Source organism: Xanthomonas sp. WHRI 6108, from assembly GCF_040202385.2.
Lineage (GTDB): Bacteria > Pseudomonadota > Gammaproteobacteria > Xanthomonadales > Xanthomonadaceae > Xanthomonas > Xanthomonas arboricola.
In genome coordinates this window covers 964,941-989,503 of record NZ_CP168198.1, presented here as the reverse complement: position 1 = coordinate 989,503, position 24,563 = coordinate 964,941, and the positions used below count along the sequence as shown (strand labels likewise).

The window sequence follows — 24,563 nt, the reverse complement described above, 5'->3', positions numbered from 1 at the left end:
GATCACGAAAAAGCGAGGCGTCTATTCTGACACCTCGCACGCGTTCAGCCTAAGAGCTGGGGACGATCGGGCAGCTCATCTTCATGCTGGGAGCCGGCAGCGGCAGGAAAATGCTCGGTCAACAGCTCGGTTACCGCCTCGATCCCGGCCAGCACCGCCGCCTCGTGCTCGCCCTCGCGCAGGAACTGCTGCATGCGCCGGCACACCTCTGCCCACTGCGCCTCCGGCACCCGGCTGCGCAGCCCACGGTCGGCGACCACTTCGATGGCGTGGTCGGCCAGCAGCAGATACAGCAGCACCCCGTTGTTGGCTTCGGTGTCCCAGGTGCGCAATTGCGCGAAGGCCTGCTCGGCACGCTGGCGCGCGGTGTGCCCGCGCCATAGCGCGTCCAACGGCAGGTCGGCTTCCACCGCCACCATGACCTGGCCGGTATGGGTGCGCTCGCTGGCGGCAACCGCCGCGGCGATCGCGTCCATGCAGCCGGCCGGGAAACTGCGCTGCGCCGAGGGCGCGAAGACATGCCTGAGCCACCGCATTACCAGCTCCCCGAGGCGCCACCGCCTCCCGATGATCCGCCACCACCACCCCAGCCGCCGCCGCCGAAACCGCCGCGGCCACCGCCTCCAAAGCCACCGAATCCACCACCGCCCCAGCCACCGCCGCCGACAAAGCGCCCCGGCGAACCGGACGCCAGGCCGGCCAGCAGCCCGATCACCAAAGCGCCGGCGCTGGCGAACAGCAGCGAGGTAAACAGCAAGGCGGCGCCACCGGCGGCGACGCCGGTCAGCAGCGCGCGCAGCGGCCGTGGCAGGGCACCAAGAATGCCGCGCGCCACCATCGCGACCACAAAACCGATGAACAAGGCCATGATCCAGCCGCCGCCACCCGAGCCATTGCCCGCGCCGCCATCGGCGTGCCCGCTGACCGGCGCGGGCAAGGCCTCGCCCTCGATCAGGCCGGCCAGCGTCGCAGTCGCCGCACTGATGCCACCGGCGTAGTCGCCCTCACGGAAGCGCGGCGCCAGATACTCCTGGATGATGCGGTTGGCCGTGATGTCGGGGATCGCACCTTCCAGGCCGTAGCCGGGCTGGATCCGCACCCGGCGGTCGTCCTTGGCCACCAGCAGCAACACCCCGTCGTCCACGCCCTTGCGGCCGATCTTCCACTGGTCGAACACGCGCTGGGTGTACTGCTCGATCGGCTCCGGCTGCGTGGTCGGCACGATCAGGACCTGCAACTGCGCGCCCTTGCGCTGCTGCAAGGCCAGCGCCTGCTGCTCGAGTTGCTGGATCTGCGTTGCGTCCAATGTGCCGGTGGTATCGACCACGGGCGAGCGCAGTGGCGGAATGGCTGCCAGATCCTGCGCCAGCAGCGAGGCCGGCAACAGCAACAGCGCCAACATCCAGAACACCCGCATGTAGTTCTTCCGCATTCGCAACTCCTGGCTGATTAGCACTGACACGTCATCGGCACTGGCTTGACTGATCCTTCTCCCTGCGGGAGAAGCTGCCCCGAAGGGGCGGATGAGGGTGCGAGCGAAGCTTCGTCCAGTTGGAATAGCACGAGGACTTCACCCCATATCCTCCCCTCCCCCGCTCCGCCACCCGGCCCTCGCTAGCAGCGCGGGCGCTCCAGGGCACGTGCGCCAGCGGCGCGCAAGCCGTGCCTTATCGCCCCGAGGGCAGAGGCTTGATGTGCCGCGTCTGAAGTCGATTGCTCCAGCGAACGATGGATAGGTCGACATGGCCCAGCTAACAGTCCCACGCCATGCCATGCACGACACGCAGCAGTTGATGGCGCGCAGTTTGCGATTGCTTACTGCGCAGGCGCGGGCTGCTGCTGCGGCGCCTGCTGATTACCGAAATCCACCTGCGGTGCGCGCGAAATCTGCGCCTCGTTTTCCACGCTGAAATTGGGCTTGGGTTGGTAGCCGAAGATCTTGGCGGTGATCACCTGCGGAAACGAACGGATGTAGGTGTTGTACTCCTGCACCGTCTGGATGTAGCGACCGCGCGCCACGGTGATGCGGTTTTCGGTGCCTTCCAGCTGCACCTGCAGATCGCGGAACGACTGGTCGGATTTCAGCTGCGGATAGTTTTCGCTGACCACCAACAGGCGCGACAGTGCGCTGCCGAGTTCGCCCTGCGCCTGCTGGAACTGCTTGAGCGAGGCTTCGTCATCGGCATTGACCTGGATCTGCCCGACCCGCGAGCGCGCATTGGTCACCTCGGTCAGCACCTGGCGCTCCTGCTGGGCATAGCCCTGCACGGTGCGCACCAGATTGGGAATCAGGTCGGCGCGACGCTGATATTGATTCAGCACCTCCGACCAACCTGCCTTGACGCCTTCTTCCTTCTGCTGGATCGCGTTGTAGCCGCAACCGGACAGCGAGACGGTCAGGATCAGCAACACCAGGGCGCGAATCAGGACGGGCATGCAGGCGATTCCGTTGAAAGAGAGCCGCAGCATGCCACGCGGCGAGTCAAGCCGGCATGCACGCGTGCGCCTGGCAGGCGATTCGGCCAGGCAAGATGACGCCCGGCCATCGGCAGAAGCAGTCGCTGCATGCCGCGTGACAGGTTGATACGTCAGCTGGCGCGATCCGGTGCGTCCCATCGCAACGAAGGTCTCCATGCGCCTGCCAATCCAGTCGCCTACAGAAGCCGACTGGCAGCTGCGCGTCGCGCAGCCCACACTCTTCAGAACAAGCGCGGCAGCAGGATCAGTCCCCAGCACAGCAGCACATTGATCAGCAGCAGGAACACCGCAGCCGAGCCCATGTCCTTGGCGCGGCCGGCCAGCACGTGGTGCTCGGGGCCGTAACGTTCGATCACCGCCTCGATGGCCGAGTTCAGCAGTTCGGCGGCCAGCACGATCAGCAACGGCGCGATCAGCGCAATGCGTTCCAGGCCGGACTGGCCAAGCCACAGCCCCAGCGGCAGTAGCACTACCGCCAGGCATACTTCCAGCCGAAACGAGGATTCGTGCAGCCATGCCGCGCGCAGGCCCTGCCATGACCAGACCGCTGCCTTGAGCATGCGGCGCGGACCGCGCGGCACGTGTCCCAGTTGATCGGCCATGCGTCAGTGCTTCCGGCCGCAAGGGCATATCTGGGGACGGCTCGAACGCATGGCGTGGTCACTGCTGGGGAAAGTGCGAATCTTGCACCGTCGTGCAGCGCGCCGCCAGGGCGTGACTAGGTGCCGCAACAGCTGGCGTTGGGCCTGCAAGGCCGTCAGATGCTGCCGCATGGCGCAATCTTTTCCACATTGCCGGTGCAGGCCCGGCGGCAGGCTCTGCGAGCAACCCGTGGCAGGCGCTGGACGCCCGCCGGTTTGCCCTCGGCTTCCAGCCTGTCGCACCATGGTGGTCCGCTTCACTGTCGCAGGTTCTTTCGCATGACCAAACATCCCTTGCGCACGCTGCTGTGCGCACTTGCCTTGTTGTCCGGCCACGTCCACGCCGCCGCCCCGCACACCGCACCACAGATACCGGCGCAGGTGTCCAATCCCGCCTGGGAAGACGACATGCGGCGCTTTTCCGACAGTGATGCGCAACAACCGCCGCCCAAGCACGGCATCGTCTTCGTCGGCAGTTCGTCGATCCGTTTCTGGGACACGCTGACCCAGGATTTCCCCGGCATGCCGGTGATCAATCGCGGCTTCGGCGGTTCGGAGGTGCGCGACAGCACCTGGTACGCCGACCGCATCGTGATCCCGTATGCGCCGCGCCAGGTGGTGCTGTATGCCGGCGACAACGATCTCAACAGCGGCCGCACGCCGCAGCAGGTGCGCGATGACGTGCTGGCATTCGTGCAGCGCATCCGCCGTGATCTGCCCACCGCGCGCATCAGCTATCTGTCGATCAAACCCAGCCCGTCGCGCGCGCATCTGCTGCCTTCGATCGTCACTGCCAACCGCCTGATCAAGGACGCACTCGCGCCGCTGCCGCGCGTGGACTACGTGGACGTCTACACGCCGATGCTCGACGCCGACGGCAAACCGCGCGCCGAGCTGTTTCGCCAGGACATGCTGCATATGACCGCCGATGGCTATGCCATCTGGCGCAAGGCGGTGGCCCCGGTGTTGGAGCAGAAGTAGCGCCCTGCGGATCGATCTGGCGAGGCGCTTGCCAGATCGGTCGATCAATTGCGGCAAGCGATCCTGCAGATGCAGCTGGCCTCTGCGGTGGATCGCCACAGCGCGCGGGATCAATGCAGCGCAGTCGAAAACACCATCATCGCAACCGCAAATGGCGCCCCAGGCGCATGCAGCGCGCCTGCCTCGTCAGCAGACGATTCCAGGCGACCCGCATGTCGCTAACGCCACCACGACCTCAGGCCACCACCACCGCAACCGAGGTGCCGACACCGGACTCGCTATGCAGCTCGATCCGCCAACCGAAGCGATCGCACAGCCGGCGCACGATCGACAGGCCCAGACCGGTGCCCTGCGGGCGGGTGGGATCGGCGCGGAAGAACGGCTCGAATGCGCGCGCGCGCGCTTCCTCGCTCATGCCGATGCCGGTATCGCGCACGATGATGCGGTCCTGGGTGACTTCCACCTCGATGCTGCCGGTGTCGGTGTAGGCGCAGGCATTGCGCAGCAGGTTGCTGAGCACCACGCGCATCACCCGCGGCGGGGCGAACATCTGCAGGCTGCGGTCGCCAACCATCGTCAGGGACACCGGCTTGTCGCCCAGCAGTTCGCGGGCGCTGTCGACTTCCTCGCTGGCCAGTTCGGCGGCATCGAAGGTTTCGCTTTGCGGGTCGATCTCGGCCTCGCGCGCCAGGATCAGGAAGGCGTCGATCACCGCTTCCATGTCGCGGCCGGCACGCTGGATCCGGCGCAGGCTGCGCTGGGTGCGCTGCGACAGTTCGTCGTCGGCCAGCGCCATGTCGCTGGCCACCCGGATCACCGTCAACGGTGTGCGCAGCTCATGGCTGGCATCGCGCGTGAAATTGCGCTCCCGTGCGACATGGTCGCTGACCCTCTGCCCCAGCGCATGCAGCGCGGCGGCCAATTGCCGCGTCTCACCCTGCAGATCGGCAGGCAACCGCTCCGGCGCCAGTTCGTCGACATCGGGATTGCGCGGATCCCACTGCGACACGCGCCGCGCCAGCCAGCTGATCGGCGAGACCAGCCGCTTGGAAATCCGGTAGGTCACCCAGAACACGCCATAGATCGCCAGCAGCACCAGCATCGCCGGCACCACCCCGAACCAGAGTGTCAGGTGCGCCGCGCGCGAGCGTGGGAACACCAGGTACAAGCGCCCTTCCGGACGTTGGTCGACATACACCAGGGCGTCGGCGGCGGCCACTTCGCTGAAGCCCGGCGACAACTGCTGCAACGCCGCGGGCGCGGGATCGCGGCCCTGGCCGGCGGGCGAAAAATAGCCCTGGATGTTGCGTGTATTCGGCGGCGGATTGCTCGGCGCGCTCTTGTGCAGGCGCCAGAAATGCACTGCCTCGTCGGCAAGCACGGTGCGCACCAGGCTGTACTTGATCACGAAGGACAGCAGATAGCCGCCCAACACGATCGCCAGGCTCGCCAGGGCGACCTGCAGCAGGAAGGCGAGACGTATTTTTCGTGGAAGCCCGTGCGGCATTGCTGCATCCAGGGGAGAGCGCCGGATTATAGGCAACGCTTCCGTAAGCCCGTCGTGCAGCCAGACGGCAGCACGCGGAAGCGACAGGCGCGTGGGCGCCTAAAGGAGGTGACCGGCCGCCAGAACGGCGGCCGGCCGGTGACATCAGGCCATCGGCTGGGCGATGTCGGCGATGCGATAGCCGGCGCTCTGCACGGTGTGCAGCAACGGACGGTCGAACGGCTTGTCGATGATCTTGCGCAGGTTGTACAGATGGCTGCGCAGGGTGTCCGAATCCGGCAACCCGTTGCCCCAGATCTCGCGCTCGATTTCCTGGCGGGTGACCACCCGCGGCGACTCGCGCATCAGGATGGTGAGCAGGCGCAGGCCGATCGGCGAGAGCTGCAGCTCGGTGCCGGCGCGGGTGGCGCGCATGCTGACCGGATCGAGCACCAGGTCGGCGACCTTGAGCACTTCCGAGCCGACCTGGCGGCGCTCGCGGCGGATCAGGGCACGCAGGCGCGCTTCCAGTTCCTGGATCGCAAACGGCTTGGTCAGGTAGTCGTCGGCACCGAAACCCAGACCGGTGAGCTTGTCGTCCAGCGTGTCGCGGGCGGTCAGCATCAGTACCGGGGTGGACTTGCGTGCGTCGTTACGCAGGCGGCGACACACTTCGATGCCGTCCAGACGTGGCAGCATGAGATCCAGCACGACCACGTCGTAGCTGTTCTCGGCGGCCAGACGGTAGCCGTCGAGTCCGTCCTGCGCATAGTCGACCTCGAAGCCACGGCCTTCCAGGTACTCGCCGATCATTTCAGAGATATTGCGGTTGTCTTCGACGACCAGCACGAGGCCGGACGTTTCCTTGGTCTGACGCATGGACTTTCCTCGGTCTTCAGCTTTGTGAAACATGCCGGATCGGCAGTGGAAAGGGCGTGAAGACCAACTAACGTTCTGTGACGGCGCGCGGTGGCCGCCGGTTGTCAGCGCCCGAGCAACGGACGCAGCGCTGGCCACACCGTTTCCAGCACCCTGGGCTGGGCAGCGGCAGTGGGATGCAGGCCGTCCGCCTGCATCAGGCCTGGCTGCAGCGCGACCTTTTCCAGGAAAAACGGCACCAATGCGGTCTTGTACTGCCTGGACAGGTCGGCGTAGCTCGCCTTCAGGCGCTCACGGTAGGCGGGGCCGTAGTTGGGCGGCACATCGATGCCCAGCAGCAGCACCTTCGCCCCGGCCTGCTGGCTGAGCTGGATCATCTTTTCCAGGTTGCCCTTGAGCTGGGCTGGGGTCAGGCCGCGCAGCGCATCGTTGCCGCCGAGTTCGATCACCACCACGCCGGGGCGGTGCTTCTGCAGCAGGCCGGGCAGCCGCGTCAGCGCACCGGAGGTGGTTTCGCCGCTGATGCTGGCATTGACGACCGCCGGTGGCGTCGCCATGTCACGCTTGAGGCGTTGGTCCAGCAAGGTGACCCAGCCGGACTGCATCGGGATGTTGTGCGCAGCGCTCAGGCTGTCGCCGACCACCAGGATCGGTGCGGTCGCCACCGGACTTTTGGCAGAGGCAATTCCCGGCGCAAGCAGGGACAGTGTCAGCAGCCACAGGACCAGCGCGCCATATCGCAGTGTTCTTTCACGCATTCGGAGATTCCTCATCGACAGTCTGGCCCCCCGCTCCAGCACCCGCACCGCCATCGACGTCCGCGAGGTCGGCAAGTCCGTCAGCGGACCGGAGGGAACACTCCACATCCTCGACAACATCAGCTTGACGGTCAGTGAAGGCGACAGTATCGCCATCGTCGGCGCGTCCGGCTCGGGCAAGACCACCCTGCTCGGCCTGCTGGCCGGGCTGGACCTGCCCAGCCGCGGCAGCATCGCGCTCTCCGGCCAGCAGCTGGGCCAGTTGGACGAAGAGGCGCGTGCCGCCCTGCGCGCGCGCGAGGTGGGCTTCGTGTTCCAGAGCTTCCATCTGCTGCCGGCACTCACCGCCGAAGAAAACATCGCGCTGCCGCTGGAACTGGCCGGGCGCGAGGACCCGGCGCGGGTGCGCGAGGTGCTGGAGGCGGTGGGCCTGAGCGCGCGCGCGCGCCACTACCCGCGCCAGCTGTCCGGCGGCGAGCAGCAACGTGTGGCGCTGGCACGCGCCTTCGTGGCCAAACCGCGCATCCTGTTTGCCGACGAGCCCACCGGCAGCCTGGACCAGGCCACCGGCGCGCAGATCAGCGACCTGCTGTTTGCGCTCAATGCCACCAGCGATACCACCCTGGTGCTGGTGACCCACGACATGACGCTGGCGCAGCGCTGCAACCACATCTACCGCATCGACAGCGGCCGCCTGCACGCCCAGCCCGGTTCGGCCGCATGAACGTGCTGCGCCAAGCCGCGCGCGCGGTACGTCGCGAATTCCTGGCCGGCGACCTGCTGACCGTGTTTGCCGCGCTGGTACTGGGCGTGGCAGTGATGACGGCCGTGGGCACGCTGGTCGATCGGGTGACCCTGGCGTTGACCTCCAGCGCAGCCGAGGTGCTCGGTGGCGATCTGGGCGTGACCGGCCGCCAGGAGATTCCGGCCGACTTCGCCGCGGAAGCGCAGCGGCGTGGCTTGCAGAGCACGCGCATGGTCAGCTTCCCCAGCGTGCTGTTCCATGGCGACGCCAGCCAGATGGCCAATATCCGCGGGGTCGGCGCGGGCTACCCGCTGCGTGGGCAATTGCTGGTGTCCACGGACAGTGCCGGCATGCAGGGCAAGCCGGCGGGCGCACCGCCGCCGGGCCAGGCCTATGCCGATCCCCGCCTGCTGGAGGCCCTGGGCCTGCGCGTGGGCGAACAGCTGGAATTCGGCGCCGGCCATCTCACCATCACCGGCGTGTTGCGTGCCGAACCGGATGCCTCCGGCGAGCTGATGCAGCTGTCGCCGCCGCTGCTGGTCAATCGCGCTGATATTGATGGTGCCGGCCTGCTCGGCCCGGGCAGTCGCGCTTCGTATCGGCTGATGTTCTCCGGCGCGCCGGAGGCCATCGCCGACTTGCGTGCCTGGCTGAAACCGCGCGCCAGCGAATACCGCCTGGTCGGCATCGAGGACACCCAGCGCGGCATGCGCGCGGCGTTCGATCGCGCGGGGCGCTTTTTGGCCCTGTCGGCGTTGCTGGCGGTGCTGTTGTCCGGTGTGGCCACTGCCTTGGCAGCCAACCGCTTTGCGATGCGGCGTATCGACACCGTGGCGGTGTTGCGCTGCCTGGGCGCACGTCAGCGCGACATCCTGGCGATGCTGTCGCTGCAATTGCTGTTGACCGCGATCCCTGCCTGCCTGGTCGGTATCGGCTTAGGCATGCTCGCGCAGGAAGGCCTGGTGCAGGCGCTGGGCAGCCTGATCCCGAACCGGCTGCCGCTGCCGCAGGCCACCCCTGCCCTGGCGGGCGCAGGCATCGGCCTGGTGCTGTTGCTGGGCTTCGGCCTGCCGCCGCTGCTGCGGCTGCGCAACGTGCCGCCGATGCGCGTGCTCAACCGCAGCTTTGCCGCGGTGCCGCCGAGTTCCTTGCTGGTCTACGCCGCGGCATTGGCGGCCACGTTGGCGCTGACCGTGTACGCGACCGGCAACCTGGTGCTGGCCGGCTGGGTGCTGGGTGGCCTGGCCGCATTGGCGCTGGTGGCGATGGCGCTGGGACTGGGCCTGCTGGCCTTGCTGCGGCCGATCCAGCACCGCCTGCGCGGCGCCTGGAAGCTGGGCCTGGCCTCGCTGACGCGGCGCCGCGGGCTGAGCGTGGTGCAGCTGGTCGGGCTGTCGCTGTCGTTGTGCGCGCTGCTACTGCTGGCGGTGGTCGGCCCCGGCCTGCTGGGGCAATGGCGCGACCGGCTGCCGGCGGACACGCCCAACTATTTCCTGATGAATATCCAGCCCGAGCAGACCGAACCGGTGCTGCAGACGCTGCGCGGCCTGGGTGTGCAGGATGCGGCCGTGGAGCCGTTTTCGACCGGGCGCCTGGTGGCGATCAACGACAAGCCGCCATTGCGCGGCGACCGCGATCCGGCCGACGATGGCGACGGCGACAACCGGCCGGTCAATTTCTCCTGGCGGCATGCATTTCCGCCGGCAAACACCTTGCTGGAAGGCAAGTTCTGGGCGGCCGACAGCACCGCGCCGGAGGCTTCGGTGGAAGAAGGCTGGGCGCAGCGGTATCAGCTCAAACTGGGCGACCGCATCACCCTGCTGCTGGGCGAGCAGCAGCGCAGCTTCACCGTCACCAGCATCCGCAAGGCCGACTGGGACTCGTTCCGGGTCAATTTCTTCCTGCTGCTCAACCAGGGCTCGGTCGGCGATGCGCCGTACAACCTGATTTCCAGCTTCCACCTGCCGCCCGGCAATGCACCCAAGCTGGCGGCGCTGAGCCGCGACTACCCCAACATTTCGGTGCTGGACATCGATGCGATCCTCGGCCGCGTACGCGAGGTGATCGACCAGGTGGCGCAGGCGGTGCAACTGGTGATGGGCTTCAGCCTGCTGGCCGGCGTGCTGGTGCTGCTGGCGGCCTTGCAGGCCACCGCCGGCGAGCGTCGCTACGACAGCGCGGTACTGCGCACGCTGGGCGCGCGGCGCGGGCAGCTGCGTGGCGCAGTGCTGGTGGAGTTCGGCGCGCTCGGCCTGCTGGCGGCGACGCTGGCGGTGACCGCCGCCGCGGTGATCGGGGCGGTGGTCGGGCAAAAGGCGTTCGAGATCGCGTTGACGCCGGACTGGCCGCGCCTGCTGCTCGGCGGCGCGTTTGGCCTTGCGCTGAGCCTGCTGGCCGGCTGGTCGGGCACGCGCCGCATCCTGTCCACGCCGCCGGCGTTGGCACTGCGGACCGACTAAGGCCGGGTCGGTTGAACCCGCGGACGGGCGGCGCGCAGGCGTCGCCCGTCCGCGTTCCGTCACACCGCTGCATATACCGGCAGCGCATAAGCACCTTGCCAATCGTACGTTCGCAGCGGCGACCGGACTGCCTACAGTGGTGTGTCCGGCCGCCGGCCCAGGCGGCCTTTCGTTGCCGTCGAGGTGCCACCGTCATGGCCAGCGTCACTTCCGCTGCGCGTGCGCAGCCGCCGCGCGATGCGGTTTCCACAGAGCATTCTTCCAGTGTCCGGATCGTACCGTTCGATGCCCCGCTGGGCGCCGAAGTGATCGGCCTGGATCTGTCACAGCCACTGGATGCAGACACCTTTGCGCGCATCCATCAGGCGCATCTGGACTACCACGTGCTGGTGTTCCGCGAGCAACGCATCACGCCGGCGCAGCAGGTCGCTTTCAGCCGTCGCTTCGGCCCGTTGCAGATCCATGTGCTGCGCAACTTCCAGTTGCAAGGACATCCGGAAGTGCTGGTGGTATCCAACATCAAGGAGAACGGCGAGCCGATCGGTCTGGGCGATGCCGGCCACTACTGGCACTCGGACCTGTCGTACAAGGACACCCCCAGCCTGGGATCGTTGTTGCATGCGCAGGAATTGCCCAGCGAAGGCGGCGACACCTTGTTCGCCAACCAGCATCTGGCCTGGCAGACCCTGCCCGACGCGCTCAAGCACGCGGTGCGGGACCTGCGTGCCGAGCACAGCTATCTGGCCAAGTACGAAGAACTGCGTGCGCGCAATCCGTGGCGCCCGGCGCTGACGCCGGAGCAGATTGCCGAAGTGAAACCGGTGCAGCATCCGATCGTGCGCACCCATCCGGAAACCGGCCAGAAAGCGCTGTTTGTCAGCGAGCATTTCACCACCCGCATCGTCGGCTTGCCCGACGACGAAAGTGCTGCACTGCTGCAGGCCTTGTTTGAACACAGCACCGGCGATGCGCTGGTGTATCGGCATCGCTGGCAGCCGCACGACATGGTGTTCTGGGACAACCGCTCGGTCATGCATCTGGCCGCCGGCACGCCCGATCATCTGCGTCGCCGGCTCAACCGCACCACCATCGAAGGCGATGCGCCGTTCTAGCCAAGGTGCTGCCTCGCGCGCGTTTCGCAACACGTAATGCGCTGGGAAACGCGCCTTCTTCCTCCCCCCTCGACTGGAGCGCCGCATGCGTTTGACCGTCACCTCTCACGCACGTCCGCAGCGCCGACGTTTTTCCCGACATGTCGCGCTGCTGCTCCTGGCCGCATTGCCATTGCTGCACAGCACGCATGCGCAGGCCGAAGGAAAGCTGCGCATCGCCAAACAGTTCGGCATCGTCTATCTGTTGCTGGACGTGGCGCAGGATCAGAAGCTGATCGAGCAGCAGGGCAAGGCGGCCGGCGTGGACATCGACGTGCAGTTCCTGCAGCTGTCCGGTGGCGCGGCCGTCAACGATGCCCTGCTGACCGGTTCGATCGATATCGCCGGTGCCGGCGTCGGGCCGTTGTTCACCATCTGGGACCGCACGCATGGCCGCCAGAACGTGCGCGGCGTGGCGTCGCTGGGCAACTTCCCGTACTACCTGATCAGCAACAATCCGCGCATCAAGAGCATCGGCGATTTCACCCCGCAGGACCGCATCGCGGTGCCGGCCACCGGTGTGTCGGTGCAGTCGCGTTTCCTGCAGCATGCCTCCCAGCAACGCTGGGGCGACAAGGGCACCCACCAGCTGGATCCGCTGCAGGTCGCCTTGCCGCACCCGGACGCGGCCGCCGCGATCATCCGTGGCCGCAGCGAGATCACCGCGCATTTCGCAAGCCCGCCATTCCAGGAGCAGGAACTGGCGCGCAACCCGGCCGCGCACATCGTGACCAGTTCCTACGAGATCGAGGGCGGTCCCTCCTCGGCCACTGTGCTGTATGCCACCGAGAAATTTCGCCGCGACAATCCCAAGACCTATCGCGCCTTCGTCGCGGCGCTGGATCAGGCCGCGCGCTTCGTCACCGCGCATCCGGAGCAGGCGGCGGATATCTTCCTGCGTCGCAATGGCTCGAGCATCGATCGCGCGCTGGTGCTGCAGATCCTCAAGGACCCGAAAGTGCAGTTCACCGTGGTGCCGCAGAACACCCTGGGGCTGGGCAAGTTCATGCAGCACAGTGGTGCGATCAAGCAGACCCCGAGCAAGCTGGGCGACTACTTCTTCGACGATCCGCTGATTGCGGGCGGGAGCTGAGCGATGAGTCCGTCCACACCATTGCTGCAGGTCGATCACGTCAGCCTGGAATACGCCTCGGCGCAACGCGTGGTGCGCGCCACCCATCGCGTGCGTTTCGATGTGCATGAAGCCGATCGCTTCGTGCTGCTGGGGCCTTCGGGTTGCGGCAAATCCACCCTGCTCAAGGCGGTGGCCGGCTTCGTCACCCCGCGCGAGGGGCAGATCCGTCTGGATGGCAAGGCGGTCACCGGGCCGGGGCCGGACCGGGTCGTCGTCTTCCAGGAATTCGACCAGCTGGCGCCCTGGAAGACCGTACGCGAGAACGTGGTGTTCGGCCTGCGCGCAGCCCGCAGGCTGTCGCGTGCCGAGGCGCGCGAACGTGCCGACGACAGCCTGGCGCAGGTCGGGCTGAGCGCGTTTGCCCAGGCCTACCCGCACACCTTGTCCGGCGGCATGAAGCAACGCGTGGCGATTGCACGCGCGCTGGCGATGCGGCCGCGCGTGTTGCTGATGGACGAGCCGTTCGCCGCACTCGATGCGCTGACGCGTTCGCGCATGCAGGAGCAGGTGCTGGAGCTGTGGGAGCAATCGCGCTTCACCTTGTTGTTCGTCACCCATTCGATCGAGGAGGCGTTGGTGGTAGGCAATCGCGTGCTGCTGTTGTCGCCGCATCCGGGCCAGGTGCGCGCCGAGCTCAACGCGCATGCGTTCGGCCCGCACAGCGCCGGTAGCGTGGCATTCCAGCAGACTGCGCAGCGCATTCATCGGCTGCTGTTCGACCTACCCGACGACGCCCTGGAAGACGCCAAGGTGGCGCCGCTGCGTCGCCCGGCCGAGCGCCAACGCGAGGCGCTGCCATGAGCCGCAGCAACGCCACCGCGCTGCCGCCACTGCCACCGGTGCGGGCCGAGTACGAAGTCGCCCTGCAGCCGCTGGACCCGGCATTGGTTGCAGCCGCCGCGCCAACGCGCTGGCAGGCACCGCCGTGGCTGCGCAAGGCGCTGGTGCTGGTGGTGCTGGTCGCGGTGTGGGAGATCGCCGCACGCGTGGTTGGCGACGACCTGATGCTGCCCAGCGCGCTGCAGACCGCACGCGCGTTCTATGACGGGCTGCTGTCCGGCGAGTTGCTGCGCCGCGTGGGCGCTTCGCTACGCGTGCTGGCGCAGGGTTACGCGCTCGGCGTCGTGCTGGCCTTCGTGCTGACCGCGCTGGCCGCTTCCACGCGCTGGGGCCGCGACGTGCTCGGCACGCTGACCGCCATGTTCAATCCGCTGCCGGCGATCGCGCTGCTGCCGCTGGCCTTGCTGTGGTTCGGCCTGGGCACCGGCAGCCTGGTGTTCGTGCTGGTGCATTCAGTGCTGTGGCCGCTGGCGCTGACCACCTACGCCGGTTTCCAGGCAGTGCCGGAGACCCTGCGCATGGCTGGGCGCAATTACGGATTGCGTGGGCCGCGCTACGTGGCGCAGCTGCTGATTCCCGCCGCGCTACCGGCGATCCTGTCCGGGCTGAAGATCGGCTGGGCCTTCGCCTGGCGCACCCTGATCGCCGCCGAGCTGGTGTTCGGCGCCACCTCCGGCCAGGGCGGCCTGGGCTGGTACATCTTCCAGAACCGCAACGAGCTGTATACCGACCGCGTGTTCGCCGGCCTGGCGATGGTGATCGTGCTGGGCCTGCTGGTGGAGGGCGTGGTGTTCCAGGCCATCGAGCGGCTGACCGTGCGCCGCTGGGGCATGCAGCGCTAGCGGGATGACCGCAGGCGCTGCGAGCGCAGCGGTGCGTGGCCAGGCGTTTTGCCTGGCCTCGCTGCAGATGAACGTGTTGCGCCGGCCACCAACGCCCTGAGCCCGCGTGCCGGGCTCATCGGCACGGTCGCGTGCGCTTAACGGGGCTGGCTTATGCTGCCGGCCCCTTACCTGCCGTCTGCCGTCATGCCTACCGCCCCCTTCACTGCCTATCTGTATCCGGTGCTGTTGCTGATCGCCAGCAACGTGTTCATGACCTTTGCCTGGTACGGGCATCTGAAGTACAAGAGCACGCCGCTGATGATCGCGATCCTGGTCAGCTGGGGCATCGCGTTCTTCGAATACTGCCTGCAGGTACCGGGCAACCGCCTGGGCAGCGCGGTGTACTCGGCGCCGCAGCTCAAGGGCATGCAGGAAGTGATCACGCTGCTGGTGTTCGCCGGCTTCTCGACCTTCTACCTGGGCCAGTCGTTGAAGTGGAATCACTGGGCCGCATTCGGCTTGATCCTGGTCGCGGCATTCCTGATGTTCAAGGAATAACGACCAAGCGCCGTCTCGCCGGTAGGAGCGCACCCGGGCGCGACCTCGCAGGAGCGTCCCGGGCGCGATGGGCCTTTTCGGGAATGCCACGTCGCGCCCGGGTGCGCTCCTACGGCATGCGGGTGCTTAGTTCGCCGGTTCGACCCACTGCGCGAATACCGCGTCCTGCTTGGTTTTCGGATGCAGGCCGGGGGGCGTATCGAGCAGCCTGGCCCAGCGCGTGCGCACCTTGGCCCCATCGCTCTGGGCGCCCCGCCGTCTCGCTCGTAGGAGCGCACCAGGGCGCGACCTCGCAAGAGCGTCCTGCGGCGCGATGGGCGTTCTCGGGAATGCCACGTCGCGCCCGGGTGCGCTCCTACGGCATGCGGGTGCTTAGTTCGCCGGTTCGACCCACTGCGCGAACACCGCGTCCGGTTTGGTTTTCAGATGCAGGCCGGGGGGCGTATCGAGCAACCTGGCCCAGCGCGTGCGCACCTTGGCCCCATCGCTCTGGGCGCCCCGCCGTCTCGCTCGTAGGAGCGCACCAGGGCGCGACCTCGCAGAAGCGTCCCGGGCGCGATGGGCCTTCTCGGGCATGCCACGTCGCGCCCGGGTGCGCTCCTACGGCATGCGGGTGCTTAGTTCGCCGGTTCGACCCACTGCGCGAACACCGCGTCCAACTGCGCGTCCTTGATCCGCTTGCCGTTCTGCACCGCCTCGGCCTGCTGGAACATCGGCATGATCATCGCCATGCCGTCCGGCTTGGTCTTCAGATGCAGGCCGGGTGGCGTATCGAGGAACCTTGCCCAGCGCGTGCGCACCTTGGCCCAGTAGCCTTGGGTGCCCTTCCAGTACGCATAGGCCGGGGCGAAGTCGACCTCGGTGGTCTTGCGGTAATCATTGAAGCCGAACTCGCGCGCGATCGCTTCCTGGCTGCCGTCGGGCTTGCGCAGCACCTTGGTGTTGAACTGTTCGTGGGTCCAGCCGTTGGGCGTGAGCGTGTGGCGATTGATCACCGCGAGCGCGTTGTAGTCGCTGCGCTTGGTGTACTCGCGGCGTGGCAACGGGCGCCAGCTCAGGTCGCTGGTCCAGGTGGGATGGCCGTCGGCATAGTCCCAGCGCCCGGTGCCGCAATAGCGTGGCGCGTCGCTGACCTCGTAGACGCACTGGGTCCAGGCACCGGCGGTGACTGCCGGCCGCAGCGCATGCACCGTCCAGGTCTGATCGGCGCTGAATTCGAAACGCTGCGGCGCCTCGTAGATCCAGTCCTGCCGCCAATGCTTGGTCACATGCCTGCTCTTCTCGTCGACCAGCAGATGCTGCAACACCAGCTTGCGCGGTGAATCCTCCACCACGATCACCACTTCGCTGGCGCCGCTGCGCATGGCCGATGCACGCTCGTAACCGGGCTTGAGCAACACCGTCTCGTCGAAGGCAAAGTCCACCGCGTATTCGCCCTGCATCGCCAGGATGCTCTGCCGATCGCGCTGGGCGTCGGCGGCGGCAATCAACGGCAACAGGCTCAGCGTCAGTGCGATACAACGGGGAAACGTTCGGCTCATCGGAACTCTCGGGAGTGGTTGGAGACGTCAGCGGCGCAGGCGCACCAGCGACGTGGTCATGTCGGATGGGTTGTTGTTGCTGGATGTGGCGGAGGCCGTGCGCAAGGCGGCAGCGCGCGCGCAGCAGCAATCGTCCACCGCCACGCGGCCGTCGATGCCCTCTTCGCGCGCCAGGCGTGCGGCAACCTCCGCACCCAGCGCCGACACGGTTGCCAGGCTGGCGACAAACGGTTGCTCACGGGCGGCGGCCGCCTGCAGGCGCAATGCGCTCAATCGCCATGCCTCCCCACGCATGCGCCCGGCCAGACGACGCCACAGCCGCTCGCCGACGCCCAGCTCATGAGTTTCCATCGGCAATGGCGGCAGCCGCGAGACCAGGCGATCCCAGATCAGGAAATCGCTGTCAGGCAGCAGGCAGATCCGCCAGCAGCACTGCCCCTCGGCATCGAAGAACCAGATGCTCTCACGCACGCCATCGCTGTCGACCTGCCGGCACGCCGCCGCATCCACCGCGTGCTGCCAGCCATCCAGTTCGTTGCCCAATGCGGGCCGGTACAGGCACAGCACCGTGCCCAACGCCGCCAACTGCTGCGGACGCGGCAGCGCAGCGCGGGTGGCACGTGCATGCGACAACGACGGCAGCGGGCGGGCGATGGGCATGGCCGCTACCAGCTCACCGCCAGGCTGACCGAGGCGGTGCGCCCGGCGCCGGTGAAGCGATCGAGCACCGTGCTGCTGGCCAGCGTGCCGTTGGGCAGCGCATTCCAGTCCACATAGCGGCGGTCGGCGAGATTGAAGATGCCGGCGGTGACCTTGGCACCGGGTGCGAACTGCCAATGCCCCAACAGGTCCAGCGTGGCATAGCCGGCCGGGGTGTAATAGCTGTCCAGCTGCGGGCGACGCTTGCGCGCGACGAAGGTGCCGATCAGCTCCGCGCCCCAGGCATCGCTGTCGAAGGCCACGCCGAGCGTGCCGCGCAGCGGGTCGACCGAGTTGAGCGGAGTGTCGTCGGTGAGATTGTCGCCTTCCGCATACGCCACGGCGCTGTTGAGCGACCAACCCTGCCAGCCGGCCAGGGCGCCCAGATCGATTCCGCCGCGCGCTTCGGCACCCTTGATCACCACATCGTCCACGTTGCGCGACTGGAACAGCATCAGCCCTTCGGCATTGAAGCCGGCTGGCGCATACGATTCGATGAAGTTGCGGTAGTCGGTGTAGTACACGCTGACACCCAGATAGCCGACTGCATCATTGAAACGCAGCCCGAGTTCGCCACCGCGGCTGGTCTCCGATTTCAGATCCGGATTGGCGATGGCGGTGTAGCGCGCCTGCAGATTGGTGAAGCCGATGTTGACGTCGTTGTACGGCGGCGCGCGGAAGCCGTGCGCGTAATTGGCATACGCCGACCACGCGTCCGAAAACCGCCACACCACACCGAACTTGGGAGACACCTGGGTCTCGTCGATGGTCTCGGCGGCAACGCCGGGATTGTCTTCGCGGAAGATGTCGTCCACCTGCGGCGACAGCCGGAAGTAATCCACGCGCACCCCGGGCGTCAGCGACAGCTGGCCATCGAACAGGCGGATCTCGTCCTGCGCATACAGCCCGAGCTTGGTGGTCTCGCTCTTGGGAAAATCGCGCACCGGGAACACGTCCTGACCGACGCGGTTGGTGATCGCGCCATTGGCCAGATTGACCGAGTAGCCATCGCGCTTGGCGCGGGTGTCGGTCCAGGTGCCGTCCAGGCCATAGGTGATGTCGTGGCTGAGCGTGCCGGTGTCGATGGTCTTGTGCGCGTTGACCAGCAGGCCGTACACGCGCTGATCGAAGTTGTGTTCGTTATGACGGCGGGTGTTGTTGCCGCGTAGCTCGTCGGTACGCTGCAGGCTCTCGCTGTCCTGGCGATACAGCTGCCACTGCAGGTCGTCGGCCAGTGCCCAATCCAATGCATCCAGCTCGTGGCGCAGCGAAACGCGCGCGCGGGTCTGATGGTCGCGTCCGTCCTGCGACAGGATGCGCAGCGATGGCGTGGTCACGCGCGGGTCGATGCCGGTCAACGCCTCGATGCTGCCGTAGTCTTCGTTGCCTTCCACGGTGAGCTTGAAGCGCTGCTGCGCGCTGGGCGCGTACACCAGCTTGGCCAGCACGCTGCGGCCATCGATGCGCTGCGGGTTGGCCGCGGTGCGGGTGAAATCGCGGCTGCGGTTGTCGCCCTGGTTCTGTGCCTCCTGGCCCTGGCGATGGCTGACAGCCACCATGCCGCTCCAGCGCTCGCCGCCGAATGCGCCGGTGGCACCGGCGAACAGGCCGTTCCAGTCGCCTTCATAGCCGAACTTGAGGCCGACATAACTGTGCTTGTCGGCGCTCAGGTAATCGGATGGATCCTTGGTGACGAAAGCCACCACGCCGCCCAGCGCGTCGGAGCCGTACAGGGAGCTGGCCGGCCCGCGCACCACTTCGACGCGCTTGAGCGTTTCCAGATCGACGAAGTTGCGATTGGCGTTGAGGTAGCTGCCGAAACTGAAGGTGTCCGACACCGGCACGTTGTCGACCAGGATCGCCACACGGTTGCCGTCCAGCCCGCGGATGCGGATACCGTTGGCGCCGGTGAAGCGGCCGCTGGTGCTGGTCACCGACACGCCGGGCGTGTAGCGGAACAGATCCTTGAGCTCGCGCACCAGTTGGTTGTCCAGTTGTTCGCGATCGATCACATCCACGGTGCTCGGCACATCGACCAGGGCACGCTGGGTGCGCGTGGCGGTCACCTGCAACCGGTCGAAGTCGTGGACCTCACGCGCGGCGTCACCATTGGCGGCAAGGTCGGCAGCGTGGGCACTCAACGGAAGAGCGGGCAGCGCAAGCGACAGCGCGACCACCAGCGGATGCAGGCGAATCATCGGGAACCTTTGAGGGAAGTTCCCGGCAGCGTGTGCTGCAGACTAGGCCGCGACCGGCCGCCGGGAAAGAGCGTGGGATGCGCGGACGGCGGCGGCAACGCCCGCGGCAGACAACCCGATCCCCGGCGCCACTGCGCGGAATCGGAGGGTGGAACTTACTTGGTCAGGATGAGCTTGTCGTTGCTGGTGTGGCGCAGGCGATAGACGCGGTCGCCATGCTGGATCAGCACTTCGCGACGGCCCTTGAGCAGCGCCTCGCTGCTGATGAGGTCTTCTGCGGGGACGGCGCGCGGAGCAGCGCGGTCGCGCAGGTTGACCGGTTCGGAGCGGAGCAGCACGGGATGAGCGGTCATGATCTGGATCTCCAGTCGGTTGGCCAGACAAATAATAACCATTCTCATTTAATGATCAAGAGCCATTCTCATCTTCTCGACACGACCTTTGCATGGGTCAGACGATTTCGATTCACCAATCCTATTGAAAAGATTCAGCCGCGATTTCTGATTGGGGTTTTCCGTGCAGAGATCGTGGCCTTGCTGATCACATCGGTGGTGAGGACTACGCTGGGCAAGCGCGAGGACTGAGCGGACGGCAGCACCTTGCGATGCATGGATTTGGCTGGCGCGCACGACCTGCCAAGTGCAGCCTCTTGTTCGCGTTGAGAACCAACAAACCAACGCAGCGCAGTCGACTGTCCCGCACGCATGCATCGCACAGGGCACTCCTCAGCGCGTCGCCCCCTCCACCCGTGCCCAACCGTCGGCATCGACCTGGGCCAAGGTCTCCAGCGCGCCGAGATTTTCTTCCAGCTGCGCGACCCGGCTGGCCCCCAGGATCACCGTGGACACGTGCGGGTTGCGCAGGCACCAGGCGATCGCCAGGCGTGCGGGCGACTGGCCCAGCTCGGTGGCCAACGCGCAGAAGGCGCGGGCGCGTTCCAGGCGGCGCGCTTCCGGTGCGCCCAGCACTTCGTCCTGCAGCCACTGATTGCCCGGCTGGCCGAGGCGGCTGTCCGCGTCCACGCCGGCGTTGTACTTACCGGTCAGCAGGCCCGAGGCCAGCGGCGACCAGATCGTGGTGCCCAGCCCGCCCTCGCACAGCGGCGCGTATTCGCGCTCCAGCCGGTCGCGGTGCAGCAGGTTGTACTGCGGTTGCTCCATCGCCGGAGCGTGCAGGTGTTCCTGCCCGGCGATGCTGATGGCCTCGCGCAACTGCTCGGCGCTCCACTCGGAGGTGCCCCAGTACAACACTTTGCCCTGGCGGATCAGGGCATCCATGCTGCGCACGGTTTCGCGGATCGGCGTGTCCGGATCGGGCCGGTGGCAGAAGTACAGGTCCAGATAGTCCACGCGCAGGCGCTTGAGCGCGGCATGGCAGGCGTCGGTGACATGCTTGCGCGAGAGTCCGCGCTGGGTCGGACGCGGGCTGTCCACCGCGCCGAAGAACACCTTGCTCGACACGCAGTAACCATCGCGCGGCAGGCGCAGGTCGGCGATCACATCGCCCATCACTTCTTCGGCGCGGCCGCGTGCGTAGACCTCGGCGTTGTCGAAGAAATTGATGCCGTTGTCCCAGGCGGCGGCAATCAGGTTGCGCGCTTCGCTGCGCCCGATCTGCTTGCCGAAGGTGACCCAGGCCCCGAACGACAGGGCCGACAGCTGTAGCCCGGTGGACCCCAGACGACGGTATTGCATTGGCAGACTCCAGCAACCTCCGCGGCGCCCTGCCCCGGATCGGCGTGCGCAGTGTAGGACGTGGTGCTGCCGGGGCGACAGGGTTGCGCGGCATCGATGCCGCTCAAGGTCCCATGCCGGCACGCGCAGGTACCACCGGTTCTATCGGTTCCGGAAAGAAGTGCGAACAGCCAGATGAGCTGCACGTTCTTCCTAGCGTCCATTCCTGGCGCGTGACGCCAGATGGATCGCTTACCGATCACAGCGGCCACGGAGTCCGTAGAGATCAACACGTGTCTTGACGCATTGCTTGCCGATCAGCAGTGGCAATGCTGGAAGCGTGGTGTCGCGTCCGGGGGCGGGACCGTGTGGCGGCATGGATGCCGCCACCGAGCCTCCAGGGACGGATTCACGGCGTGTCCCGACGCCGGATGCGGCGCCGCGCCGCCGACCAACCATGCGCATGAGATCTTCAGGTTCTCAGTGCAAGCTTCGGTCTACCGAGGGCGCTTGCACGCGTACCGGCGTGGGGCACGCCGCAAGTACGTCCATGTAGGCTCTGGCGCGGCATCCATGCCGCTCAAGGTCCCACCCCGCTACGCGCGCAAGTAGCACCGGTTTTCGTCGACGGCTGAAGGGAAAAGCGGCACCCGGTCGGGTGATCGCGCTTCGGGGCGAGGTCTTTGCGGGCGACGCTCGGCAGCGAATCGACGCCCCCCGATCAATGACCTTGCGCAAGCGCGGCTCGCTCGCCCGCGCGCAGGCAACTGCCCGCGCCCGCCCTGGCTCGCCTGCAGGCCAACGAGCGGGCCCTGAATGCTGCTCGCCTTGCCCACGGTCACCCCCTGCTCTAGGCTTCTCGTTTTGCCGTCAGCAGCCCCGGGGATTGGAATGGTCGAAGGTTTGGGAAGGATCGGTTTCGGCCTGTTCGGTCTGGCGGTGCTCATCGGCATCACCTGGCTGTTTTCGAGCAACCGCCGCGCGATCGACTGGAGGCTGGTCGCCACCGGTCTGGCGCTGCAGATTTCGTTCGCCGCGTTGGTGCTGCTGGTGCCGGGCGGACGCGACGTGTTCGACTCGCTGGGCAAGGGCTTCGTCAAGGTGCTGAGCTTCGTCAATGAGGGGTCCACCTTCATTTTCGGCAACCTGATGAACATCGACAGCTACGGCTTCATCTTCGCGTTCCAGGTGCTACCCACCATCATCTTCTTCTCGGCGCTGATGGGCGTGCTCTACCACCTGGGCGTGATGCAGGTGGTGGTCCGCGCGATGGCCTGGGCGATCACCAAGGTGATGCGCGTGTCCGGCGCGGAAACCACCAGCGTGTGCGCCAGCGTGTTCATCGGCCAGACCGAAGCGCCGCTGACGGTGCGCCCGTACATCCCCAAGATGACCCAGTCCGAGCTGCTGACAATGATGATCGGCGGCATGGCGCATATCGCCGGCGGCGTGCTGGCCGCCTATGTCGGCATGCTCGGTGGCAGCGACCCCGCGCAGCAGGCGTTCTATGCCAAGCATCTGCTCGCTGCCAGCATCATGGCCGCGCCCGCCACCCTGGTGGTGGCCAAGCTGCTGGTGCCGGAAACCGGCACCCCGCTGACCCGCGGCACGGTCAAGATGGAAGTGGAAAAGACCACCAGCAACGTCATCGATGCGGCGGCGGCCGGTGCCGGCGACGGCTTGCGCCTGGCGCTGAACATCGGCGCGATGCTGCTGGCCTTCATTGCGCTGATCGCCTTGATCAACGCACCGCTGACCTGGCTGGGCGAGATCACCGGCGCCGCCGCACTGCTGGGCCGGCCGACCAACCTGTCGACGATCTTCGGCTACGTGCTGGCGCCGATCGCCTGGGTGATCGGCACCCCGTGGGTGGACGCGACCACGGTCGGTTCGCTGATCGGGCAGAAGGTGGTGATCAACGAGTTCGTCGCCTACAGCGAGCTGTCGCGTATCGTGAAGGGCGAAGTGCCGGGCGTTGGCCTGAGCGCGGAAGGTCGGCTGATTGCCACGTATGCGCTGTGCGGCTTTGCCAACTTCAGCTCGATTGCGATCCAGATCGGTGGCATCGGCGGGCTGGCACCGGAACGCCGTCACGATCTGGCCAAATTCGGCCTGCGCGCAGTGCTGGGCGGTTCGATCGCCACGTTCATGACCGCTACCATTGCCGGCGTGCTCTCGCATTTCGGTTGAGGCGGCGCGGGTTCATCGGCGTGACGGTCTAATCGCCGCACGCCACGTTTCATTCAGTCATTCAAGTCAAGGGTATTTATGAGTTCGGTCGTCGTTGTCGGGTCCTTCAATGTCGATCACGTGTGGCGCTGTGATGTCCTGCCTGCGCCGGGTGCCACCATCGCCGGTCGCTACAGCACCGGCCCGGGTGGCAAGGGCTTCAACCAGGCGGTCGCGGCCGCACGTGCCGGTGCCAGGACGCACTTCCTGTGCGCGCTGGGCGACGACGCCGGCGGCGCGCTGGCGCGCTCGCTGGCTGCGCACGACGCCTTTGCGTTGATCGCCGAGCCCAGCAATGAGCCGACCGGTACCGGCGGTATCTATGTCGACGCGCACGGCCGCAACACCATCGTGATCGGCGCCGGTGCCAACTCGGTGCTGAGCGCAGCGTTTGTGGACAACCAGCGCGCGCTGGTGGCCTCGTCCGGCGTGTTGCTGGCGCAGCTGGAATCGCCGGCGGAGACCATCGAATCGGCGCTGGCGCTGGCACGCGAATGCGGCGTGCTGACCGTGCTCAACGCCGCACCGGCCAATGCGCCGACCTCGATCGGCCTGCTCAAGCTGTCGGACGTGCTGACGCCCAACGAAACCGAATTTGCAGCCCTGCTCGGCCGCCACGTCGGCGAACGCATCAATGCCGACGATGTGGCGGCGCTGGACGGCAACACGCTGCATTCGCTGTGCCGCAAGCTGCTGCCGGGCGGTACCGTGGTGGTGACGCTGGGATCGGTGGGCGCCTTCATCTCGCATGCGGAAGAACAGCTGCGCGGCGACACGGCCGCGCATTACCGCGTGGGCGCGGAAAGCGCGCAGACGGTGGACACCACCGGCGCCGGCGACGCCTTCAATGGCGCGCTGGTCGCCTCGCTGGCGCAGGCGCCGACTGCCAGCTTCGTCACCCACGTGCGTTTTGCCACCCGCTACGCCGCGCGCTCCACCGAAGTGGAAGGCGCCGCCACCTCGATGCCGCGCATGGTGCCCGAACCGGCCGTGTGATCCGGACGCTTCAAGCAAACAACGAAGGCGACCGCAGCGATGCGGTCGCCTTTTGCGTTCAAGGCGTCGGCATACACAGGAGACTGCTTCGATCCGCGAACGGCATGTCGAGGCCTGTCCATCGACGGACGCCGCCAGACCCGCTGCGCCGGAGCTTCGATCTTCTTCATCGGATAGCAGTCTGGGCGGCAGGACCCGGCGTGATGCCGCGTCGGGCACCCGTACGCTCATCCGGCGCTGACGCGACACCGTCTCCCGACGGGAGAGGAGTTGGGGTGAGGGTACGGTCAGC

23 protein-coding genes are annotated in these 24,563 nt (G+C 66.9%); 11 read left to right on the top strand and 12 right to left on the bottom strand.

The annotated features are described in order from the left end of the window. Positions 1-44 precede the first annotated feature (44 nt). From ABQ039_RS04145 to ABQ039_RS04130, 4 genes are all read right to left on the bottom strand, one after another. Positions 45-536, bottom strand: a complete 492-nt coding sequence (locus ABQ039_RS04145) for a TPM domain-containing protein (RefSeq protein WP_024938289.1) — start codon at positions 534-536, stop codon at positions 45-47. After that, positions 536-1,432, bottom strand: coding sequence for a YgcG family protein (locus ABQ039_RS04140; protein WP_184610323.1), 897 nt, complete (start codon positions 1,430-1,432; stop codon positions 536-538). The genes ABQ039_RS04145 and ABQ039_RS04140 overlap by 1 nt, the downstream gene beginning before the upstream one ends. 383 nt (positions 1,433-1,815) lie before the next feature. Next, positions 1,816-2,436 carry a LemA family protein gene (locus ABQ039_RS04135; RefSeq protein WP_024938291.1) on the bottom strand — a complete coding sequence of 207 codons (621 nt, stop codon included), beginning with the start codon at positions 2,434-2,436 and terminating at the stop codon, positions 1,816-1,818. A gap of 263 nt (positions 2,437-2,699) precedes the next feature. Continuing rightward, positions 2,700-3,080 (bottom strand): diacylglycerol kinase, encoded by a 381-nt coding sequence (locus tag ABQ039_RS04130; protein WP_104608404.1) that lies wholly within the window; start codon positions 3,078-3,080, stop codon positions 2,700-2,702. Positions 3,081-3,398: 318 nt separating this feature from the next. Here ABQ039_RS04130 and ABQ039_RS04125 point away from each other — a divergent pair, with 318 nt between their 5' ends. Beyond that, positions 3,399-4,100 (top strand): SGNH/GDSL hydrolase family protein, encoded by a 702-nt coding sequence (locus ABQ039_RS04125; protein WP_184610321.1) that lies wholly within the window; start codon positions 3,399-3,401, stop codon positions 4,098-4,100. A gap of 235 nt (positions 4,101-4,335) precedes the next feature. On the opposite strand, the gene ABQ039_RS04120 is transcribed toward ABQ039_RS04125, so the two are convergent. The 3 genes from ABQ039_RS04120 to ABQ039_RS04110 all read right to left on the bottom strand — a co-directional run bounded on the left by ABQ039_RS04120 (position 4,336) and on the right by ABQ039_RS04110 (position 7,238). Then, the gene (locus tag ABQ039_RS04120) at positions 4,336-5,607 is read right to left on the bottom strand and encodes a HAMP domain-containing sensor histidine kinase (RefSeq protein WP_104555948.1); all 1,272 of its coding nucleotides are present in this window, start codon (positions 5,605-5,607) and stop codon (positions 4,336-4,338) included. Between the two features lie 144 nt (positions 5,608-5,751). Further along, positions 5,752-6,465 (bottom strand): response regulator transcription factor, encoded by a 714-nt coding sequence (locus tag ABQ039_RS04115; RefSeq protein WP_002811889.1) that lies wholly within the window; start codon positions 6,463-6,465, stop codon positions 5,752-5,754. Positions 6,466-6,569: 104 nt separating this feature from the next. After that, a complete protein-coding gene (locus tag ABQ039_RS04110) occupies positions 6,570-7,238 on the bottom strand; it encodes an arylesterase (protein WP_349778200.1) in 669 nt (222 codons plus the stop codon). Between the two features lie 109 nt (positions 7,239-7,347). Here ABQ039_RS04110 and ABQ039_RS04105 point away from each other — a divergent pair, with 109 nt between their 5' ends. The 7 genes from ABQ039_RS04105 to ABQ039_RS04075 all read left to right on the top strand — a co-directional run bounded on the left by ABQ039_RS04105 (position 7,348) and on the right by ABQ039_RS04075 (position 14,935). Beyond that, positions 7,348-7,947 (top strand): ABC transporter ATP-binding protein, encoded by a 600-nt coding sequence (locus ABQ039_RS04105; protein ID WP_024938296.1) that lies wholly within the window; start codon positions 7,348-7,350, stop codon positions 7,945-7,947. Beyond that, positions 7,944-10,427 (top strand): ABC transporter permease, encoded by a 2,484-nt coding sequence (locus tag ABQ039_RS04100; protein ID WP_228912021.1) that lies wholly within the window; start codon positions 7,944-7,946, stop codon positions 10,425-10,427. The genes ABQ039_RS04105 and ABQ039_RS04100 overlap by 4 nt, the downstream gene beginning before the upstream one ends. Before the next feature lie 194 nt (positions 10,428-10,621). Beyond that, positions 10,622-11,539, top strand: a complete 918-nt coding sequence (locus tag ABQ039_RS04095) for a TauD/TfdA family dioxygenase (protein ID WP_349778199.1) — start codon at positions 10,622-10,624, stop codon at positions 11,537-11,539. Between the two features lie 85 nt (positions 11,540-11,624). Further along, a complete protein-coding gene (locus ABQ039_RS04090) occupies positions 11,625-12,671 on the top strand; it encodes an ABC transporter substrate-binding protein (protein ID WP_349778198.1) in 1,047 nt (348 codons plus the stop codon). Between the two features lie 3 nt (positions 12,672-12,674). Next, positions 12,675-13,514, top strand: a complete 840-nt coding sequence (locus ABQ039_RS04085) for an ABC transporter ATP-binding protein (protein WP_102252746.1) — start codon at positions 12,675-12,677, stop codon at positions 13,512-13,514. Beyond that, positions 13,511-14,395, top strand: coding sequence for an ABC transporter permease (locus ABQ039_RS04080; protein ID WP_046345740.1), 885 nt, complete (start codon positions 13,511-13,513; stop codon positions 14,393-14,395). The genes ABQ039_RS04085 and ABQ039_RS04080 overlap by 4 nt, the downstream gene beginning before the upstream one ends. Before the next feature lie 186 nt (positions 14,396-14,581). Continuing rightward, positions 14,582-14,935 carry a DMT family protein gene (locus ABQ039_RS04075; RefSeq protein ID WP_024938302.1) on the top strand — a complete coding sequence of 118 codons (354 nt, stop codon included), beginning with the start codon at positions 14,582-14,584 and terminating at the stop codon, positions 14,933-14,935. Positions 14,936-15,552: 617 nt separating this feature from the next. On the opposite strand, the gene ABQ039_RS04070 is transcribed toward ABQ039_RS04075, so the two are convergent. The 4 genes from ABQ039_RS04070 to hemP all read right to left on the bottom strand — a co-directional run bounded on the left by ABQ039_RS04070 (position 15,553) and on the right by hemP (position 19,768). Beyond that, a complete protein-coding gene (locus tag ABQ039_RS04070; RefSeq protein ID WP_046345738.1) occupies positions 15,553-16,476 on the bottom strand; it encodes a DUF6607 family protein in 924 nt (307 codons plus the stop codon). 27 nt (positions 16,477-16,503) lie between these two features. Continuing rightward, positions 16,504-17,136, bottom strand: a complete 633-nt coding sequence (locus ABQ039_RS04065; RefSeq protein ID WP_024938304.1) for a hypothetical protein — start codon at positions 17,134-17,136, stop codon at positions 16,504-16,506. A 5-nt stretch (positions 17,137-17,141) separates the two neighbouring features. After that, positions 17,142-19,373, bottom strand: coding sequence for a TonB-dependent hemoglobin/transferrin/lactoferrin family receptor (locus tag ABQ039_RS04060; RefSeq protein WP_349778197.1), 2,232 nt, complete (start codon positions 19,371-19,373; stop codon positions 17,142-17,144). A gap of 155 nt (positions 19,374-19,528) precedes the next feature. Further along, positions 19,529-19,768, bottom strand: a complete 240-nt coding sequence (gene hemP, locus ABQ039_RS04055) for a hemin uptake protein HemP (protein ID WP_024938306.1) — start codon at positions 19,766-19,768, stop codon at positions 19,529-19,531. Between hemP and ABQ039_RS04050 the strand changes: the two genes are divergently transcribed. Continuing rightward, positions 19,715-19,957, top strand: coding sequence for a hypothetical protein (locus ABQ039_RS04050; protein WP_184551497.1), 243 nt, complete (start codon positions 19,715-19,717; stop codon positions 19,955-19,957). The two genes, hemP and ABQ039_RS04050, sit on opposite strands and share 54 nt — an antisense overlap. Positions 19,958-20,098: 141 nt before the next feature. On the opposite strand, the gene ABQ039_RS04045 is transcribed toward ABQ039_RS04050, so the two are convergent. After that, entirely contained in the window at positions 20,099-21,067 is a 969-nt protein-coding gene (locus ABQ039_RS04045; RefSeq protein WP_349778196.1) for an aldo/keto reductase, read from the bottom strand. A gap of 870 nt (positions 21,068-21,937) precedes the next feature. Here ABQ039_RS04045 and ABQ039_RS04040 point away from each other — a divergent pair. Beyond that, positions 21,938-23,236 carry a NupC/NupG family nucleoside CNT transporter gene (locus ABQ039_RS04040; RefSeq protein ID WP_016903833.1) on the top strand — a complete coding sequence of 433 codons (1,299 nt, stop codon included), beginning with the start codon at positions 21,938-21,940 and terminating at the stop codon, positions 23,234-23,236. 78 nt (positions 23,237-23,314) lie between these two features. Further along, entirely contained in the window at positions 23,315-24,271 is a 957-nt protein-coding gene (locus tag ABQ039_RS04035; RefSeq protein WP_349778195.1) for a ribokinase, read from the top strand. The last annotated feature ends 292 nt before the right edge of the window (positions 24,272-24,563 follow it).

Excerpts from the sequence above, each read along its gene's own strand:
- ABQ039_RS04145 (WP_024938289.1), bottom strand. The coding sequence starts at position 536 with ATGCGGTGGCTCAGGCATGTCTTCGCGCCCTCGGCGCAGCGCAGTTTC.
- ABQ039_RS04140 (WP_184610323.1), bottom strand. The coding sequence starts at position 1,432 with ATGCGGAAGAACTACATGCGGGTGTTCTGGATGTTGGCGCTGTTGCTG.
- ABQ039_RS04135 (WP_024938291.1), bottom strand. The coding sequence starts at position 2,436 with ATGCCCGTCCTGATTCGCGCCCTGGTGTTGCTGATCCTGACCGTCTCG.
- ABQ039_RS04130 (WP_104608404.1), bottom strand. The coding sequence starts at position 3,080 with ATGGCCGATCAACTGGGACACGTGCCGCGCGGTCCGCGCCGCATGCTC.
- ABQ039_RS04125 (WP_184610321.1), top strand. The coding sequence starts at position 3,399 with ATGACCAAACATCCCTTGCGCACGCTGCTGTGCGCACTTGCCTTGTTG.
- ABQ039_RS04120 (WP_104555948.1), bottom strand. The coding sequence starts at position 5,607 with ATGCCGCACGGGCTTCCACGAAAAATACGTCTCGCCTTCCTGCTGCAG.
- ABQ039_RS04115 (WP_002811889.1), bottom strand. The coding sequence starts at position 6,465 with ATGCGTCAGACCAAGGAAACGTCCGGCCTCGTGCTGGTCGTCGAAGAC.
- ABQ039_RS04110 (WP_349778200.1), bottom strand. The coding sequence starts at position 7,238 with ATGAGGAATCTCCGAATGCGTGAAAGAACACTGCGATATGGCGCGCTG.
- ABQ039_RS04100 (WP_228912021.1), top strand. The coding sequence starts at position 7,944 with ATGAACGTGCTGCGCCAAGCCGCGCGCGCGGTACGTCGCGAATTCCTG.
- ABQ039_RS04095 (WP_349778199.1), top strand. The coding sequence starts at position 10,622 with ATGGCCAGCGTCACTTCCGCTGCGCGTGCGCAGCCGCCGCGCGATGCG.
- ABQ039_RS04090 (WP_349778198.1), top strand. The coding sequence starts at position 11,625 with ATGCGTTTGACCGTCACCTCTCACGCACGTCCGCAGCGCCGACGTTTT.
- ABQ039_RS04085 (WP_102252746.1), top strand. The coding sequence starts at position 12,675 with ATGAGTCCGTCCACACCATTGCTGCAGGTCGATCACGTCAGCCTGGAA.
- ABQ039_RS04080 (WP_046345740.1), top strand. The coding sequence starts at position 13,511 with ATGAGCCGCAGCAACGCCACCGCGCTGCCGCCACTGCCACCGGTGCGG.
- ABQ039_RS04075 (WP_024938302.1), top strand. The coding sequence starts at position 14,582 with ATGCCTACCGCCCCCTTCACTGCCTATCTGTATCCGGTGCTGTTGCTG.
- ABQ039_RS04070 (WP_046345738.1), bottom strand. The coding sequence starts at position 16,476 with ATGAGCCGAACGTTTCCCCGTTGTATCGCACTGACGCTGAGCCTGTTG.
- ABQ039_RS04065 (WP_024938304.1), bottom strand. The coding sequence starts at position 17,136 with ATGCCCATCGCCCGCCCGCTGCCGTCGTTGTCGCATGCACGTGCCACC.
- ABQ039_RS04060 (WP_349778197.1), bottom strand. The coding sequence starts at position 19,373 with ATGATTCGCCTGCATCCGCTGGTGGTCGCGCTGTCGCTTGCGCTGCCC.
- ABQ039_RS04050 (WP_184551497.1), top strand. The coding sequence starts at position 19,715 with ATGAGCGGTCATGATCTGGATCTCCAGTCGGTTGGCCAGACAAATAAT.
- hemP (WP_024938306.1), bottom strand. The coding sequence starts at position 19,768 with ATGGTTATTATTTGTCTGGCCAACCGACTGGAGATCCAGATCATGACC.
- ABQ039_RS04045 (WP_349778196.1), bottom strand. The coding sequence starts at position 21,067 with ATGCAATACCGTCGTCTGGGGTCCACCGGGCTACAGCTGTCGGCCCTG.
- ABQ039_RS04040 (WP_016903833.1), top strand. The coding sequence starts at position 21,938 with ATGGTCGAAGGTTTGGGAAGGATCGGTTTCGGCCTGTTCGGTCTGGCG.
- ABQ039_RS04035 (WP_349778195.1), top strand. The coding sequence starts at position 23,315 with ATGAGTTCGGTCGTCGTTGTCGGGTCCTTCAATGTCGATCACGTGTGG.